Origin of the sequence: Paenibacillus sp. FSL W7-1088, assembly GCF_037969855.1 — a bacterium.
In the GTDB taxonomy this organism is placed as follows: Bacteria; Bacillota; Bacilli; order Paenibacillales; family Paenibacillaceae; genus Paenibacillus.
In genome coordinates this window covers 2,024,430-2,041,633 of record NZ_CP150216.1, presented here as the reverse complement: position 1 = coordinate 2,041,633, position 17,204 = coordinate 2,024,430, and the positions used below count along the sequence as shown (strand labels likewise).

The window sequence follows — 17,204 nt, the reverse complement described above, 5'->3', positions numbered from 1 at the left end:
TCGACATTTTTATATCTACCAACGCTCAATTCACATGTGAATACATGCTATCTGGTACATAATAACATTTATTTCCGCAGACGTGAACAAAAAAATAAGCACTTCTAGGAATATTTATTCATAGATATGTAAAAAAACAAGGCAATAAGAACTAAAAAAACATGAACCCCACATTGGAGTCCATGTTTTTTTAGTTTGCAACTGTATTTTAGACTAATTTTCGCTCGCCATTGATGCACCATTAACCATTCGACTTAAAACGCTAAAGCGCTAAAGTTATAGCGTATTAAATCCATCTCTTGTTGACTTGAAGTCAATCAAGAACTATAAAGGTGCTTATTTGTCAAAATTCACTTCTGGTGTTGTCAATTTATCATAGAAATCAACAACCTTATCTTTATCTTCCGACGAACGCAGTGCCATCGCCGAGCGAGGATGCTCGTCCAATGTACCTGTAATCATATAAGGCAAAATGTAACCCCACTCTTCTTTTTCACGGAGAGGGACCATCAATTGCTCCAATACACCAAGTACTGGACGCAGATTGTATTTCGTACCTTTCAAATGAGCCACGAGCAGTTCAGTCGGACAGTTCCCTGCAGCACGTCCCATGCCGTACACGGAAGCATCCAGCAGTTCAACGCCAAGTTCAGCTGCTACCAACGAGTTCGAGAACGCCAGCTGCATGTTATTGTGTGTGTGAACGCCAAGACGTTTGTTCGGCAGATGAGTTTTGAACTTCTCCACCAGATATTTTACATCGTTATGATCCAGGCTTCCATAGGAGTCTACTATGTATACAACATCCACAGCACTTTCCTTGATCAGTTCAAATGCTTCCAGCAGTTCATTTTCCATAACATTAGACAATGCCATAATGTTCAGCGTTGTTTCATATCCACGATCGTGGAACGTTTGAACCAGAGCAAGTGCCTTGTCTACATCTTTGCTGTAGCAGGCTACACGGATCAGATCCAGCATGCTTTCGCTGCGCGGCAGAATGTCATTCTCGTCCACACGTCCAACGTCAACGAGTGCAGACAATTTGGTGTTGCCTTTTTGCGGAATTACTTTGCGCAGGAAATCATCATTCAGAAAACGCCATGGTCCTGCTTCTTCCGCACCTTTCAAGAGCTTAGGTGAGTTTTTATACCCAATTTCCATATAATCAACGCCAGCTTCATTCAATCCAGCATAGAGCTGTTGAACAAAGTCCACGCTAAAGTCCCAGTTATTTACCAATCCGCCATCACGGATTGTACAATCTACTATTTTGCAATGATTTGTCTTCATTAATGTCTGCTCCTTTTCTAACCAACTTGTGTATTCCTCTCATGATACTTGAACGTAACAAGAAAAGTAAAGGGATTCCCGACTTATTTACTTCGATAAGATTTCCATATCCGATCAATCTCACTCATCTCGGAATGGTCTGGAGCTTTCTTTCCATAACGCACAGCGTTATAAGTATCGGGCAGCATTGCAGAGAGCTTCTGATCGTCTTCTCTGGCTCCATGCTGAACAATGGTCTCCGCAGCCTCCAGTGGCGTATGTGCACCCTGTATATCCACGCCTCGGTGTGCAGCTCTGTCAATCCACTTCCGATAATAATATCGAACACGTTCAGTTTCCTGTGAGGGCAGCGACTCCTTCTTGCGGAACCAGGATTTGCGCGTTTTGGCAGGCGCCTCTAACGTTTCGCTAATGTCCACATACTCCGTCCGGGGTTCTACCTTCTTCTGACCGGGCTGCAGCAGCCCTTTGAAACGCTCCATAAGTTTGTTTATCGCCTTCTGCCCCAAACGCAGGATAAGCCACAAGATCACAACTGCGACAGCCCCCATGACGACCCAGCCTAAGATATCCCAGAAAATAGAGGGCTCCCCTGCCGGTTCCATCCCTTCAGGTATCATTGGCGGCTCATTTGGAGCAGTAGGCGTAATAGGCGGCTCCTGATTGGAGCTCGAGCCCATTAGACTTCTGATCCATGCAAGCAGACGGTCACGCAATGGTCCTAACCAGGCAACAAGACTGGGAAAAGCGCCAATTCCTGCGATCACAATCAGCATCCATAACAGACGCTGGTGATTCGCACGGGCAAACTCACGTAACACGATTCGTTTTGAGCCGTCATTTAATATCGCACGATCCAGTTGCACACTGTATTGTCCTACTAACCAGCCAACAAAACTGATTACTCCCGCTGCATATATGGTTCCGGTGTAAGCCCGAAGAGGTTCCATGAATTCAACTCCATTTGCCGCCCCACTAAGCACAATTGCACTAACTACCCCCCAAATCTGCAAGCGCCAAATCAAAATCGAACGGAAGACAGGTTGAAAATTTATCCCAATATAGGCTGAAATAACCCCCCATACCATTGCCGTCAGCAAATCAGGTAAAGGAAACGCCCATAGCAGTGCGATCACCAATGAGACCAACAGCCCCATAAGCAGCGCTGCTCCCCATCGAATAAATGTGTTTTTTTCGCTGAGGGCTGGTAACCTGTGCTGTACCCACTGACCTAACCAGCCAGCAATAACAAAGACTGCCATTAAGGTGTAAGGCAAATGTCCCGTTGCATAGAGGGAAGTCAGCGTTAAAAGCGGATAGAAATATACTCCAATCAACAGAACGGCCGACATGGATAAAAATACTCTTTCCTTATTACTGCTGCTTTTGGACTCGTTCATGCACTCACCGCCTTGGCATCGCTTTTCCCGCTCTCTACCGGGAGTATGGTCACACGGTGGCCTTGCTCATGCAAACGCGCAATTTCATGTTCCATAGCTGGAGACACATAGGACGTAATTAAGAGATAACTGCGGACCTGCTGAGCTTCTTCATTCCGTTCAACTTCATCACTCAGGAACTGCTCCATGGGAACCATGCATTTCAGCTCCGTCTCTGCCATAGCTTCCAATAACATTTCCAGATGAGGACTGCCGTAATCCGGCTCAATCCGCAATGGATCACGCCCTCCGCTCACACGGTAGCCATTATGAGCAAATCCCGCGGGTAACCCTCTTCCAATCGCATCTACCGCTGCCGTTGCTGCATAACGGAGTGCCCGTTCGATCATCTCTGGGCGGGTAACGACACTCCACATGTCTGCTGACTCCTGAATGTTAACCACAATCCACGATTGAGGGTCCGCAGTCCATCCCTGCTTGTACACCTGTAGTTCTCCTGTGCGTGCACTCGCTTTCCAATGAATACGGTTCATCGGATCACCTGCACCATACGGACGTACCCCGAGAATCAGAAAGGGATCTTCAACAATCCAACGGGATACTTCAACCTCACCCTGCCATACCTGATAAATCTCAGGTAGATCCTCCGCATGAACAAGTGAAGGATATACGACCATGGACAGATGAACGGGAATAGGCTTCGATGTACGCCACAGGCCGAACAAGTCCCCTCCGGTCATAGTTACGGTGTTTAACGTGTAGATTCCACGTCTGCTGCATACAAAAGGATGCTTGCGCGTAATACGGGTAAACGGTTTCAACGTAAAGATACTTTTATGATTCTGATAGATATCTCCCTGACTGATATCCATGCCTGAACCTGAACGGAATACAAATGAAACTGGCATCATAGCTTCAAGTCTGAGCCATGGAACCGAAATTCGTTTTTCATTCGCAATTGTCTCAACCATCTCCAGTTCATCCCCGGCGTAACAACGCATTTTGCTGAACTGTCTGGTGTATTTGAGCTTCCGTAAAGCCGGACGGCCGAACCATATGCCGTGTACTCCAATAACCATGCCTCCGACAATGACTAGCCATAGTAATGCCATATGTTATCGCCCACTGCCTGTAGCAAGATTCTCCGTCGGCACTTCAGTCTGGCTCAGAAGTTCCTGAATAATACGTTCCGCCAAGCCCTCTTGTTGTCTTACCCGGTTGCGGAATACAAGCCGATGGGCCAGCACGGGCTCCGCCAATATTTTAATATCATCAGGGAGAACGTAGTCTCTGCCATGCAAAGCAGCCCAGGCCTGACTTGCCTTGAGTAACGCCTGAGCTCCTCGTGGGCTTACGCCCAGTGAAAGCTCGGGATGCTGCCTAGTGGCTTCTGTCAGTCGGATAATATATCGTAACAGATCTTCGTCGATTTGGACCGAAGTATACGTGCTCTGTGCCTCAAGCAACTGCTCGCGACTAATAATAGCGGACAGATCGGTAACAGAACGGCTCGCTACCGTACGTCTCAGAATTTCTACACTTTCTTCACTACTTGGATAGCCCATTCGGATCTTCATCATGAAACGATCCATCTGTGCCTCGGGTAACGGAAAGGTTCCCTGATTGTCTACCGGGTTTTGTGTGGCAATGACGATAAACGGTCGCTCCAGCTGTCTGGTCGAACCATCAATACTAATCTGCCGTTCCTCCATGCACTCCAGCAAACTGGACTGGGTACGCGGTGTAGCCCGGTTAATCTCATCTGCCAGCACCAGGTTGGCAAACAGAGGGCCTGGTCTGAATTCAAAGTCACCTTCTTTTTGATTGAAAAAGTGAATTCCCGTCAAGTCAGATGGCAACAGATCCGGTGTGAACTGAATACGCTGGAAGGTGCAATCCAGTGAAGAGGCTACTGATTTGGCCAACATGGTTTTCCCCGTACCGGGCACGTCCTCCAGCAGGACATGTCCAGAAGCGATGATAGCTGTCATCACAAGCTCAATCGTATGGTCTTTGCCCACAATGATCTTCCCTACATGGTCCATTAGCTGTTTGTTCATTTGTTCCATTCCCTGGATATTCATAATTGGTTCTTCCTCCCGTAAATTGAGCTATGTATTCGCATTCATTCTAACTATAACCCTAATCGCCCCAACAAAAAACAACAGGAATCGGCGGGTTGGCCAATTCCTGTTCGCATAACTCTTTGCCTTTACACCAAAGGAAGCATAATGATGAACCGGGTGCCTTCCCCTTTTTTGCTATCCACAGAGATGTTGCCTCCGTGATTCTTGATAATCCGGTAACTCACGGAAAGCCCCAGTCCTGTTCCGCTCTCCTTGGTGGTGAAAAACGGGTCAAACAGGCGCACAAGGGTGTTGTGATCCATCCCCTGTCCATTATCAGCAATGGAGATCTTCACATACTTGCCCTCGGTTCCCGTAGAGATCTGAATCAAGCCAGCATGCTCTTCGCCCACATCCTCGATGGCATCCATTGCGTTTTTAACCATATTCAAAATGACCTGCTTAATCTGTTTGACATCAATGGACACATTTAACGGGACTTCTGCTTCATCCAGGGTGATCTCGCACCCCTTCATTAATCCTTCGCTTTCTGTCAGCAAAACCACCTCTTTGAGCAAAGAGTTAACAGACATAATGGTCTTCTGAGGAGCTGACGGTTTCGAGGAATTCAGAAATTCGTAGATAATGTCGTTCGCCCTGTCAATCTCCGTTAGAATGATTCGAGCGTACTCGTCTTTCCCCAATTGCAGCAAATGAGGACGAAGCAACTGGATAAATCCGCGGATAGCCGTCAAAGGATTGCGAATCTCATGGGCAATCGATGCCGAAATCCGCCCCAACATTGCAAGTTTGTCATTTTGATAAGCGGTCTGCTCAATCTGTTTATAATCGGAAACATCCTTCACACTGAAGAGGAAGTCCCCATCCATCTGATCCCCGTACGTTACTGTAACCAGCCAATGCCTGCCATACTCGTCAATCAATTCATGATAGCGCTTACGATGAAAGATAGTTTCCCGATAGATGCGTAAAATTTTCTTTTTCTTGAATCGGCTCATCTGTGGATGATGCAGCATTTGCATCAGGGTGCAGCCGCTCAAAAGACTCCGAGGAAGCTCCAACAATTTTGCCATCTGAACGTTAATAAACGTCAATACACCGTTACTGTCAAACAACATTATACCGCTATCCAGATGCTCCAGGACATTCTCATACTTGTTGTTATCCAGATGTACAGGCGGGAATCCATTCGTTGGTCGAGGCACTGTATCCTGAAATTCACTAATCATGTCAGGTTCCTCCTTTTCACGTAAATGATAAACTTGCCATTCGGACATCATATCATCACAGAAACAGGAAGGGCCGATTTTATTTTTCATTACCGGTGCCCTTTCATTAGGGGGCTGAGCCGAAAATACGGATGGCATGTCCGGAACCCAGGCTGGTCTATTCCGGGTAACCAAGAGTCGATCCGGAAAACATTATACGTTTGTTCCATTCTAAGCTTCTCCTATTCCCAAACACGAACATTTTTTGCTCCGCCTCTTTTGCAAGTCTGTTTTTATCATAGACAAGTTTATAGAAGGGAGTCAATCGGAGAAAGTGTCGAATGGAAATTATTTTAAGAAAAACCGTGAATTAGTTTCTGTATACAACAAAAACGAAGCTTATTCGCTCGATTAGCGAATAAGCTTCATTTGTATAGTTTAAATTTTAAATAATTAAATTCAATCTATAGTCCACTCTTGTTATGCTGAATTTTGAGTCTGCGCTGACTCATGACGGCTAAGCGACGCTTGAGTTCGCTTTCCCACTTCTCATCCTTCATTTCCTTGGCAAGACGAAGTAGATCCAGAGACATGTCGATCTGACGCTGAACAATGACCATAGCATCCTCGCTTTCACGATTCACGCAATTTTCAAAAATCGCATCTTCATCTTCCGTCACGTAATCTTGAAAATCAATCTCCGACGCACCATCTCCATGCGCATATTCAGCCAAAATTTCATATTCATTTTCCACTTTATAATGCACTTCTACCCGGTGACACACCGGACAAAAAAGCAGGGGAACATTATGAACCTGGGTGCGGTAATGCTTCAGCGTGCCCTTTGTTCCCACCATACTTGCCCCACAACAGTAACTCATTTTTGTTCACCCTCCTTATAACGTGCCGAGACTTTTTAATAAAAGCAGTCCCGTACACTTCAAGCACTTCCGAAAAAGGAATAGTTCCATCAGTGTATCACATTCATGTACAAATTATAAATGCAGAGCACCGGAATATTTACCGGGTTTCCATACCCTATTCGCCTTGAGGCCCTTCGATTCCTCTTTCCAGAGATAAAATGAAGGCTTTCTTCTATTACATCATTACCACGTTTATGTCCCTGTTTAAACACTTTTCTTCCTTTAGGACTTACATTCTCGCAAAAGGGTGCAAAAAGCCCTCAATCCCCTGAGGGATGAGGGCTTGAACAATAAACGTTCAAGTTCAATCAGGCTTACAGATTGCTGTCGCCTGGTTTCCAGTTCATTGCACACAATCCACCGGATTGCAGAGCTTGCAGTACACGAAGTGTTTCTTCAACACTACGGCCTACATCATTGTGGTTAACCACTTGGTATTTCAATTCGCCTTCTGGATCGATGATGAACAAGCCGCGTAGAGCAACGCCTTCTTCTTCGATCAGAACGCCATAATCTTTAGCAACTTGTTTTGTGATGTCGGAAGCAAGCGGGAAGTTCAATTGACCCAGACCATTGCTGTCTTTAGGTGTGTTGATCCAAGCTTTGTGGCTGTGTACGGAGTCAACGCTCACGCCAAGAACTTCAGTATCCAAAGCTTTGAATTGCTCAGCAGCATCACTCAAAGCTGTAATTTCAGTTGGGCACACAAAAGTGAAATCCAAAGGATAAAAGAAAAATACGAGCCATTTGCCACGATAATCGGACAGTTTTACGGAACCAAAGTCTTGTCCATCTCCCGATACTGTTTCCATTGCAAAATCCGGTGCGGGTCTACCAACCAAACGTTCTGCCATAACTAACAATTCCTCCTTTGGGATTATGTAAGCACTCAAGTTGAATGCTCATCATCAAGAAAAACGAGAACGCTTTTCCTGTAATTAAAATGGGTTTGTGACTTGATAACAAGTACAAGTAAAATGTTATCATCCGGACTTCTCAAAGTCAAGATTATAATCGTTGTTTTTTTATAATCATTATAAATAAGAATTTTTCGTGGCAAAAATTATAAAGGAACAGCCCTCTGCAATTCCGGATCGGAGCAAAGAGCTGTTCGGTTGTTACTATTATTAAGCTTGCTTTTGGATGGCTGCGACGATCAAATCGCCCATTTCTGTCGTGCTGATCGCTTTGCTCTTGTCTACAGCGATGTCGCTTGTACGATGTCCTGCATTCAGCACATCAGACACAGCTGCTTCAATTGCATCAGCACCTTCCGCATAACCAAAGGTTGTACGGAACATCAATGCCAGCGAAAGGATCGTTGCGATCGGATTCGCCAGTCCTTGACCTGCGATATCCGGCGCTGAACCGTGTACTGGCTCATAAAGACCAAAGCTTCCTTCACCCAGTGATGCAGATGCGAGCATGCCGATTGAACCTGTCAACATCGCTGCTTCATCACTAAGGATATCTCCGAACATATTTTCAGTCACGATAACGTCAAAGCTGGATGGACGACGCAGCAGCTGCATTGCACAGTTGTCTACAAGTACATGTTCCACTTCAACATCCGGATATTCCGGTGCTACACGGTTAACAACTTCTCTCCAAAGACGGGAAGTTTCCAGCACGTTGGCTTTATCTACTGAAGCCAATCTTTTGCTACGTCCTTGGGCAATTACAAACGCCTGACGAACGATGCGCTCCACTTCGGTTACATTATATACGCATGTATCCACTGCTTCTTCGCCTTGTGCACCTTCACGTCTGAACTTTTCACCAAAGTAGATTCCCCCGGTCAACTCACGCACGACCATCAGATCCGTACCTTCCAACACTTCCGGTTTCAAGGTGGAAGCATCTTTCAAGCAATCAAACACCACTGCCGGACGCAGGTTCGAGAACAGTCCGAGCGCTTTGCGAATGCCGAGCAAGCCTGTTTCGGGACGCAATTCCTTGCTGTTGTTGTCCCATTTTGGACCACCAACGGCTCCGAGCAGCACAGCATCTGCACTCTTACATACTGTCAGTGTTTCTTCTGGAAGTGGTGTACCTTTTTCATCAATAGCGATTCCACCAAACAGCGCATGCTCTGTCTCAAAACGGTATCCGAACACTTCCTCCGTACGTTTGAGAACTTTTTCTGCCTCCGCTACGACTTCAGGACCGATTCCGTCACCTGCGATAACTGCAATTTTTTTCACGTCTGCCATGGGTTGTCCACTCCTTATATCCATTTCATTCGGTTATTCACTTCAATGATTAACGTGTCATTTTTAACTCTCTCTTTTGTATCATATTCAGAGGTCATTTGACCAAGATATACAATCTATGACTTTAATAGTTTTTACCTATAAGCTGTTTAAGATTGGTTGTTCTGCCCCTCTGACTGAGTTAAAATAAAACCTGAAGACAAATTCAGGTAACTCAGGAGGGATTGCAATCATGCAATACACGTACTTGGGAAAATCAGGTCTTAAAGTCAGCCGGATCTGTCTCGGCACGATGAACTTTGGTCCTGCTACAGACGAAAAAGAGGCATTCCGTATCATGGATGCGGCACTCGATGCCGGTGTGAACTTTTTTGATACCGCTAACATTTATGGTTGGGGCGAAAATTCGGGTCTCACCGAGGAGATCATTGGTCGCTGGTTTAAACAGGGCGGAGGCAGACGTGAAAAAGTCGTTCTTGCTACCAAAGTCTATGGCTCCATGCATGACGATACAGACGGTCCAAACAATGATGCAGGTCTCTCCGCCTACAAAATTAGACGGCATCTGGAGGGTTCCCTCCGCCGCCTGCAAACCGATCATGTTGAACTGTACCAGATGCACCATGTTGATCCCGCCATCTCATGGGACGAGCTTTGGGGCGCGTTTGAGAACGCTGTTCATCAAGGCAAAATTGGTTATGTAGGTTCAAGTAACTTTGCCGGTTGGCAGATTGCCGTTGCACAAAGTGAAGCCAAAAATCGCCATTTCCTCGGTCTTGTATCCGAGCAGCATAAATACAGTCTCAACTGCCGGTTGCCTGAACTCGAAGTCCTGCCCGCAGCGAAAGAACTGGGCCTTGGCGTAATACCATGGAGCCCGTTGGATGGTGGCTTACTCGGACGTAATGCACTCCAGAAGCTGGAAGGCACACGCAGTGGTGGCATTGCTGAGCGGATTGAGTCCCATCAAACTCAGCTTGAACAATTCGCAGCACTCTGCCGCGAACTCGGCGAACCGCAGGACACCATCGCTTTGGCATGGGTGGCCGCTAATCCGGCAGTTACCGCACCTATTATTGGGCCGCGTACGCTGGAGCAGTTTGAAACGGCTCTCAAATGTCTCGATGTCACTTTGGATGAAGCGGTCCTCAAACGTCTGGATGAAATCTTCCCTGGACCGGGAGGACATGCTCCGAACGCATATGCTTGGTAAAAGCTTATCGGCTTAACTGAATACGTCTTTTCCATGGAAATACTCTAATAAAATGCAATTATCCTATACGTAACAACAAAAAAGTCTGACCTTCAAATGTTGAGGGTCAGACTTTTTATGTACCTCACTGAACTACAATACTTAGGACTGGGAACCCCACCTCAGCTTCTCCAGCCAGACGAATTCCAGTCCAATGAAGAGCTTTGCTTGCTGCAAATGATGTGTTACAGGTTCACATTAACGCGATCCGTATAGGTTTTGCGTTTCTCAATCAACTTGTTCAATCCATCCACATAAGCACGTGCACTGGCACCCAGTATATCGGTACTTACGCCACGTCCTTGTACAGAAATCTGATTTTGAGTAAGTACGACGTGTACCTCACCCAGTGCATCCTTACCATGCGTAACGGATTTGATCGAGTAGTCGGATAGCGTTACCTCTTCCCCGCTCACTTGGTCAATCGCATTATAGATCGCATCTACCGATCCATTTCCTTCTGCTTGTTGTTCCAACGTATCCCCATCAAGTGTAGCAATGCGAACTTTAGCTGTTGGAGTGGATTCATCACCATACGTCACAAAGATGGATTCCAGTTTAAACACCTCAGGTGCATCCTGCAATTTCTCTTCGATGACTGCCAGCAAATCCTCATCCGTCACTTCTTTTTTCTTATCAGCCAGATCTTTGAATTGGGCAAAAGCACGGTTCAAGGCTTCATCTTCCAGTTCATAACCGAGCTCAATCAAGCGCTCACGGAAGGCATGACGTCCTGAGTGTTTACCCAATACGAGCTTGCTTTCCTTCAGACCGATGGTCTCTGGCGTCATAATTTCGTACGTTGTTTTCTCCTTCAGCATGCCATCCTGGTGAATTCCGGATTCGTGTGCAAACGCATTCGCACCAACAATCGCTTTATTTCCAGGTACAATCATACCCGTCAAACGACTCACGAGACGACTTGTGCGAGCAATTTCAGAAAGTTGCAGCGAAGTTTTTGCCTGGAAAAATTCCTGACGTGTCTCCAGTGCCATGGCAATCTCTTCAATCGCGGTATTACCTGCACGTTCACCAATGCCGTTAATAGTGCCCTCAATTTGATCGGCTCCATTCAGAATCGCTGCAAGCGTGTTGGCAGTTGCCATCCCCAGGTCATTATGACAGTGTGCACTCAGCTGCACTTTATCGATGTTGTGAACGTTTTCCTTTAGATGCTTGAAAATATTACCGTACTCGTATGGGCTCAGATAGCCCACCGTATCCGGGATATTTACAACCGCTGCGCCTTCTTCCACAGCCATATTCACCATCTCAACGAGGAAATCATACTCGGTCCGACCTGCATCCTCCAACGAGAATTCGAGCTTCGAAAAAGTTTTCTTCGCATAACGAATGGCGGAACGAGCTGTATCGAGAACCTGGGCTCTGTCCATGCGCAATTTGTGCTGACGGTGAATAGGTGAAGTTGCCAAAAAGATATGGATACACGGATCTTGAGCGCCCTTCAACGCCTCTTTTACGGCATCAATATCCTGCTCTCTGGAGCGGGACAAGCCAATGACCGTAACGTTTTTGACCGCTTTGGCTACTGCATTAACTGCCGCCAAATCCCCTGGAGAGGCCGCGGGGAAACCGGCTTCCATTCGGTCAATACCAAGCCGCTCGAGCTGGTGCGCAATTTCCACCTTTTCACGAGTGTTCAGATTGACCCCCGGGGATTGTTCTCCATCACGCAGCGTTGTGTCAAATACATAGATTTTACGCACGCCTCGCACCTCCTAGACTTGTATTGTGTGTTCCTCTAAACCAGTAATAGCGGCACACGCATATGCACGGCCGCTATTCCCGGTTAAAGCTGTAAGTTTACTAGATTACCTTAAAGGGCATGCTTACTTCTTGATCCAGTGCATCATCTCACGCAATTGTCCGCCAACCACTTCGATTGGGTGTTCAGCTTCGTTGCGACGAGTTGCTGTCAGGAACGCACGGCCGGATTGGTTTTCCAGGATGAAATCACGTGCAAATTTACCTTGTTGGATATCTGTCAGAACTTCTTTCATTGCTTTCTTCGTATCTTCAGTTACCACGCGAGGCCCAGTTACATAGTCACCGTACTCAGCTGTGTTACTGATGGAATCACGCATGCTTGCAAGTCCACCTTCATACATCAGGTCAACGATCAATTTCAATTCGTGCAGACACTCGAAGTATGCCATTTCAGGAGCGTAACCCGCTTCTGTTAACGTTTCAAATCCAGCTTTTACCAGGGCACTTACACCGCCACACAGAACAGCTTGCTCACCGAACAGGTCTGTTTCTGTTTCTTCACGGAAGGAAGTTTCGATAACCCCTGCACGCGTGCAACCGATACCTTTGGCATAAGCCAAACCGATATCTTTTGCTTTTCCTGTTGCATCTTGCTCGATTGCGATCAGGCCTGGTACACCGAATCCTTCCACGTAGGTACGACGTACCATGTGGCCAGGAGACTTAGGAGCTACCAGCAATACATCGCTGTCTTTTGGAGCAACGATTTGACCGAAATGAACGTTGAAACCGTGGGAGAAGAGCAATGCAGCACCTTTTTTCAGGTTTGGTTCGATTTCGTTTTTGTATACAGAAGCTTGTGTTTCGTCAGGCAGCAAAATTTGAACTACGTCTGCACGGCTAGTTGCTTCAGCCGGGGACAGAACTTCGAATCCGTCATTTTTTGCAGTGTCAAAAGATTTACCTTCACGAAGTCCGATGACTACGTTCAATCCACTGTCACGCAGGTTTTGAGCTTGGGCATGGCCCTGGCTACCGTAACCGATGACCGCAATCGTTTTTCCTTTCAATACGCTAAGCTCTGCATCCTGTTCATAATAAGTAGTTACTGGCATGTTTATAAGTCCTCCTTTGTATTGTAAAGAACCCTTCATTAATGAGCGGGTGTCTCAAGGGACCGGCACGCTTTTCCCTGCTTTAGCGTCTCTGGTCTGATCCGATCCATTCAGACACCCGCCCGTTAATGCGGGTGTGTGGCTATATTGTCAAGCGTTACATCACTAAAATGTTAAATTGCAACTTGTAAGGGACTGGCACCTCATCTAAGATTAACGGTATTTCTCAGCTTAATGCTGCTAACGCACCTTAGTCGTTCCGTTGATAAGCATCAGACCATGCTTTTTTTTCAATATGACTGTTTACACGTTGCCTCGTACCAATGCAGTTACGCCTGTACGTGACAGTTCGCGAATGCCGTATGGCTTAAGCAGTTCGATCATCGCATCAATTTTATCTGTGTCTCCGACTACCTGTACAATCAGGCTGCCTGGACCAACATCTACAACAGATGCGCGGAATGTCTCCACCACACCCAGAATTTCTGGACGTTCGGATGGCTCTGCCTTTACCTTGATCAATGCAAGTTCACGGGCAACCATCGGTTTCAGACTGAAATCAACCACTTTGATGACATCGATGATTTTGTACAGTTGCTTTTCAATCTGTTCCAGCGTTTTGTCATCTCCGATCGTCACAATGACCATCCGGGACAAACCCGGTTCCTCGGATTGACCTACCGTGATGCTCTCAATGTTGAACCCCCGTCGACCGAACAACCCTGATACCCGCTGCAGGACGCCAGGCTGATCGTTGACCAATATCGAAATCGTATGTCTTATCATTCCTCAGCATCCCCCATCAGCATTTGATCGATTGTCGCTCCTTGCGGAACCATTGGATATACATTTTCTTCCTTGCGTACTACGAACTCAACAACGACCGGTCCTGGTGTATCCAGGGCTTCTTGCCAAGCACGCTCGGCTTCTTCCTTGTTGGTTGCACGCAATCCTTTTACACCATAAGCTTCAGCAAGTTTTACAAAATCAGGGCTGCCTGCCAAGTCGATATGACTATAACGGTTCTCGTAGATGATCTCTTGCCACTGACGTACCATTCCAAGGACCTGATTGTTGATAATAACAATTTTCACCGGGATGTTGTTAATGGCACAGATCGCAAGTTCTTGAGAACACATCTGCATGCCGCCGTCACCGTTGATCGAAATAACGAGTCTGTCCGGGTTGGCCATTTGAGCACCAATTGCAGAAGGGAATCCAAAACCCATCGTTCCCAGTCCACCGGAGGTTACCCATGAACGTGGCTGGTTGAATTTGTAATACTGAGCAGCCCACATTTGATGCTGTCCAACGTCCGTAGTCACGATTGCTTCGCCTTTGGTTGTATCATTCAGCATTTCCACAACCCATTGCGGTTTCAAAACTTCGTCTGAATCTGTGTAGCTGTAAGGTTTCTCTTGTTTCCACTGTTTGATCTGATCTCTCCAAGCATCCGCACGTTCAGCGCGTTGAACCTCTTTGTTCGCTATTTCGAGAACCGTTTTCACATCACCAACGATTGGAATGTCCGTTGCGATGTTTTTGCCAATTTCAGCCGGATCAATATCAATGTGCACAATTTTCGCATGTGGAGCGAATCCGTCCAACTTGCCTGTTACCCTGTCATCGAATCTTGCGCCGATGTTGATCAGCAAATCCGATTTTTGAATCGCCTGATTGGAAGTGTATGTTCCGTGCATACCCGGCATCCCGGTCCACAATTCATGGCCACTTGGGAATGCTCCAAGTCCGAGAAGTGTTGTCGTGATTGGAATGCCTGTCTTCTCCACAAATTCGAACAGCGCTTCGTGTCCACCGGAGTAAACTACACCGCCGCCTGCCAGAATCATCGGACGTTCTGCTTCCTGAATCGCCTGAGCCAGACGATCAACCTGAAGTTTGTTTGGCACTGTCCGTGGGTTATACCCTCTCAATGTAACAGGTTCAGTTATCGGTTCAAACAACGTTTTGTTGGCCGATACATCTTTTGGAATGTCGATTAATACTGGACCTTTACGGCCCGTATTCGCAATATGGAATGCCTCATGAATGACACGTGGCAGATCTTTTACGTCTTTTACCAGATAACTGTGTTTGGTTATTGGCATCGTGATTCCGGTAATATCAGCTTCCTGGAAAGCATCTGAGCCGATCAGGCTGGAGATTACATTCCCGGTAATGACAACGAGTGGTACCGAGTCCATATACGCTGTTGCAATACCCGTAACCAGATTTGTTGCTCCAGGTCCGGAGGTTGCGATACAGACACCCACTTTTCCACTCGCCCGTGCATATCCGTCAGCCGCATGAATGGCGCCTTGTTCGTGACGGGTTAATACGTGCTTGAAATCCTCGAAACCATACATCGCATCGTAAATGTACAACACTGCGCCGCCCGGGTAACCAAAAACGCACTCTACACCTTCCAGCAACAAGCTTCTCAGCAGAATTTCGGAACCGCTAATGACCTCCGGCTTCATCCATTTTTCACGTAATTCATCTGTCGATCGTACTTCTGGAATTTGAGCTCCCATCAGTCATCCTCCTCTCGGAATTTACATCATTCTGACATTTAAAGTTACAAAAAAAACCTTCCATCCCTGCAAACAAGTTTATGCTTGCGAGGGACGAAAGGTTGTTGCTTCCGTGGTACCACCCAACTTTGTCCGAAATTTCGCAATAACGGACCTTACCAGGTACAAAAAACGATAGATCAAACGGATATACCCGTTCTCCATACCTGTTGTCTGTAACGCAGACATACGATTTCCCCTAATACGCGAGTGGAGTGACATCCAATGCTTTTCAGGAAAACAGCTCCGAGGTGAGCTCGTATATAAGGGGTAATGGTGGTGGTTTCAGCAATTCCAGCCACTCTCTGAGCAAAAGAGCCCTTAAAACTTCGTCCTCTTCATAGCCGATGAAATATTCTCGTTAAATGTTAGGAACATTATATGATTCCTCCAACCGATAAGTCAATACCCCTTTTGTATAAAAATTCAGAACGTCCCTAATCCTTCATTCTCCATCTTTAACGTTACCCCAATCACACTGCTTCATTCAGTCACCTTTCAACTTGCTTCAGGCATAGGATATACGAGCAGCACGACTGGTCCTGAAAGGAGGCTTCCGATGGTGATTCGGCAACGTAAATCCAAGCTGGATGATGCCGCCATAATGAGGCTGATTGACTCTCAACTTGTTCCTCTATCTCATATGAGTGAAAGTGAAATCAATAAAATACGCAAAGATATACCCCTGCGAATGAACAGGGGCATGACCTTTGTTGTCTCATCGAATCCTGACAACGAAGCTGTCGCATTCATTCATTTTCTCATGCACGGCGAACTGCTGTATGTGGATATGATGGCTGTTGCCACAAAAGAACAGCGAAAGAGATATGGTCAGAACTTGCTGCTCAAAGCAGAAAATTTCGCAGCATCTCGAGGTTGCAAAAGATCCAAAGTTATGGTTGATGAAGGCAATACAAAAGGCCTGCAATTTTACCAAAAAAATGGATATAGCACGATTCGATACATTATGTTAAGCCGCTGTTACGAGTTGGAAAAAACATTATAACTCGGTCTAGAAAAATCCTGGTGGCCGTGGTCCGTAGGGTCCATATCCAGGGCCTGGTCCATATCCACCACCAAAACCTGGTCCATATCCAGGGCCTGGTTTTGGTCCCGGGCCATATCCTGGTCCAACACCTGGACCAAAACCATATCCAGGACCAGGGCCGTAAGCATAAGGCAGCGTTGCAACAGCGAGTAAATCAAATAATACCAATGGCAAAATGGCTTTGGTGCGTACTTTTTTGCCAATGGGACGTTTCAAAACCAATTTATTACCTGATACTTTTAAGAGTTTTCCCGTCACCCGAGTTCCGTCTTTTTTGATCGCGACAATATTTTTGCCTATTAATTTCATCGCTTCATCACGCGTAACATGTTGTTTCATACTTTCCCCTCCTCCTCGGATCGTT

Annotated in this window: 16 protein-coding genes; 2 read left to right on the top strand and 14 right to left on the bottom strand. The window is 46.4% G+C overall.

What is annotated here, in order from left to right; translation table 11 throughout:
* Positions 1-336 precede the first annotated feature (336 nt).
* From MKY42_RS09465 to leuB, 8 genes are all read right to left on the bottom strand, one after another.
* Positions 337-1,293: an aldolase catalytic domain-containing protein gene (locus tag MKY42_RS09465; protein ID WP_090895136.1), complete on the bottom strand. Its 957-nt coding sequence runs from the start codon at positions 1,291-1,293 to the stop codon at positions 337-339.
* 83 nt (positions 1,294-1,376) lie between these two features.
* Positions 1,377-2,693 (bottom strand): hypothetical protein, encoded by a 1,317-nt coding sequence (locus tag MKY42_RS09460; protein ID WP_339850615.1) that lies wholly within the window; start codon positions 2,691-2,693, stop codon positions 1,377-1,379.
* Positions 2,690-3,805, bottom strand: coding sequence for a DUF58 domain-containing protein (locus MKY42_RS09455; RefSeq protein ID WP_179265324.1), 1,116 nt, complete (start codon positions 3,803-3,805; stop codon positions 2,690-2,692). Before MKY42_RS09455 ends, MKY42_RS09460 begins: the two co-directional genes overlap by 4 nt.
* A gap of 3 nt (positions 3,806-3,808) precedes the next feature.
* Complete coding sequence (locus tag MKY42_RS09450; RefSeq protein ID WP_339850612.1) at positions 3,809-4,777, bottom strand: MoxR family ATPase; 969 nt, start codon at positions 4,775-4,777, stop codon at positions 3,809-3,811.
* Positions 4,778-4,905: 128 nt separating this feature from the next.
* Complete coding sequence (locus MKY42_RS09445; RefSeq protein WP_090895126.1) at positions 4,906-6,009, bottom strand: ATP-binding protein; 1,104 nt, start codon at positions 6,007-6,009, stop codon at positions 4,906-4,908.
* A gap of 443 nt (positions 6,010-6,452) precedes the next feature.
* Positions 6,453-6,869 carry a hypothetical protein gene (locus MKY42_RS09440; RefSeq protein ID WP_024628323.1) on the bottom strand — a complete coding sequence of 139 codons (417 nt, stop codon included), beginning with the start codon at positions 6,867-6,869 and terminating at the stop codon, positions 6,453-6,455.
* Between the two features lie 356 nt (positions 6,870-7,225).
* On the bottom strand, positions 7,226-7,765 hold the full coding sequence (locus tag MKY42_RS09435; protein ID WP_090895124.1) for a peroxiredoxin: 540 nt from the start codon (positions 7,763-7,765) through the stop codon (positions 7,226-7,228).
* A gap of 273 nt (positions 7,766-8,038) precedes the next feature.
* Positions 8,039-9,124: a 3-isopropylmalate dehydrogenase gene (gene leuB / locus MKY42_RS09430; protein ID WP_024628321.1), complete on the bottom strand. Its 1,086-nt coding sequence runs from the start codon at positions 9,122-9,124 to the stop codon at positions 8,039-8,041.
* 232 nt (positions 9,125-9,356) lie between these two features.
* Between leuB and MKY42_RS09425 the strand changes: the two genes are divergently transcribed.
* A complete protein-coding gene (locus tag MKY42_RS09425) occupies positions 9,357-10,337 on the top strand; it encodes an aldo/keto reductase (protein WP_076289930.1) in 981 nt (326 codons plus the stop codon).
* Positions 10,338-10,561: 224 nt separating this feature from the next.
* On the opposite strand, the gene MKY42_RS09420 is transcribed toward MKY42_RS09425, so the two are convergent.
* The 5 genes from MKY42_RS09420 to MKY42_RS09400 all read right to left on the bottom strand — a co-directional run bounded on the left by MKY42_RS09420 (position 10,562) and on the right by MKY42_RS09400 (position 15,981).
* Complete coding sequence (locus MKY42_RS09420; protein ID WP_090895122.1) at positions 10,562-12,103, bottom strand: 2-isopropylmalate synthase; 1,542 nt, start codon at positions 12,101-12,103, stop codon at positions 10,562-10,564.
* 123 nt (positions 12,104-12,226) lie between these two features.
* Positions 12,227-13,219 carry a ketol-acid reductoisomerase gene (gene ilvC / locus MKY42_RS09415; RefSeq protein ID WP_024628318.1) on the bottom strand — a complete coding sequence of 331 codons (993 nt, stop codon included), beginning with the start codon at positions 13,217-13,219 and terminating at the stop codon, positions 12,227-12,229.
* A gap of 303 nt (positions 13,220-13,522) precedes the next feature.
* A complete protein-coding gene (gene ilvN / locus MKY42_RS09410; RefSeq protein WP_076289931.1) occupies positions 13,523-14,005 on the bottom strand; it encodes an acetolactate synthase small subunit in 483 nt (160 codons plus the stop codon).
* Positions 14,002-15,753 carry a biosynthetic-type acetolactate synthase large subunit gene (ilvB, locus tag MKY42_RS09405; protein ID WP_090895118.1) on the bottom strand — a complete coding sequence of 584 codons (1,752 nt, stop codon included), beginning with the start codon at positions 15,751-15,753 and terminating at the stop codon, positions 14,002-14,004. Before ilvB ends, ilvN begins: the two co-directional genes overlap by 4 nt.
* A 78-nt stretch (positions 15,754-15,831) precedes the next feature.
* A complete protein-coding gene (locus MKY42_RS09400) occupies positions 15,832-15,981 on the bottom strand; it encodes a hypothetical protein (RefSeq protein WP_163759509.1) in 150 nt (49 codons plus the stop codon).
* A 373-nt stretch (positions 15,982-16,354) separates the two neighbouring features.
* Here MKY42_RS09400 and MKY42_RS09395 point away from each other — a divergent pair, with 373 nt between their 5' ends.
* Positions 16,355-16,798, top strand: coding sequence for a GNAT family N-acetyltransferase (locus MKY42_RS09395; protein WP_090902036.1), 444 nt, complete (start codon positions 16,355-16,357; stop codon positions 16,796-16,798).
* Positions 16,799-16,804: 6 nt separating this feature from the next.
* Here the strand turns inward: MKY42_RS09395 and MKY42_RS09390 are convergent, their stop codons facing one another.
* Positions 16,805-17,179, bottom strand: a complete 375-nt coding sequence (locus tag MKY42_RS09390) for a hypothetical protein (RefSeq protein WP_090895116.1) — start codon at positions 17,177-17,179, stop codon at positions 16,805-16,807.
* Positions 17,180-17,204: the final 25 nt, after the last annotated feature.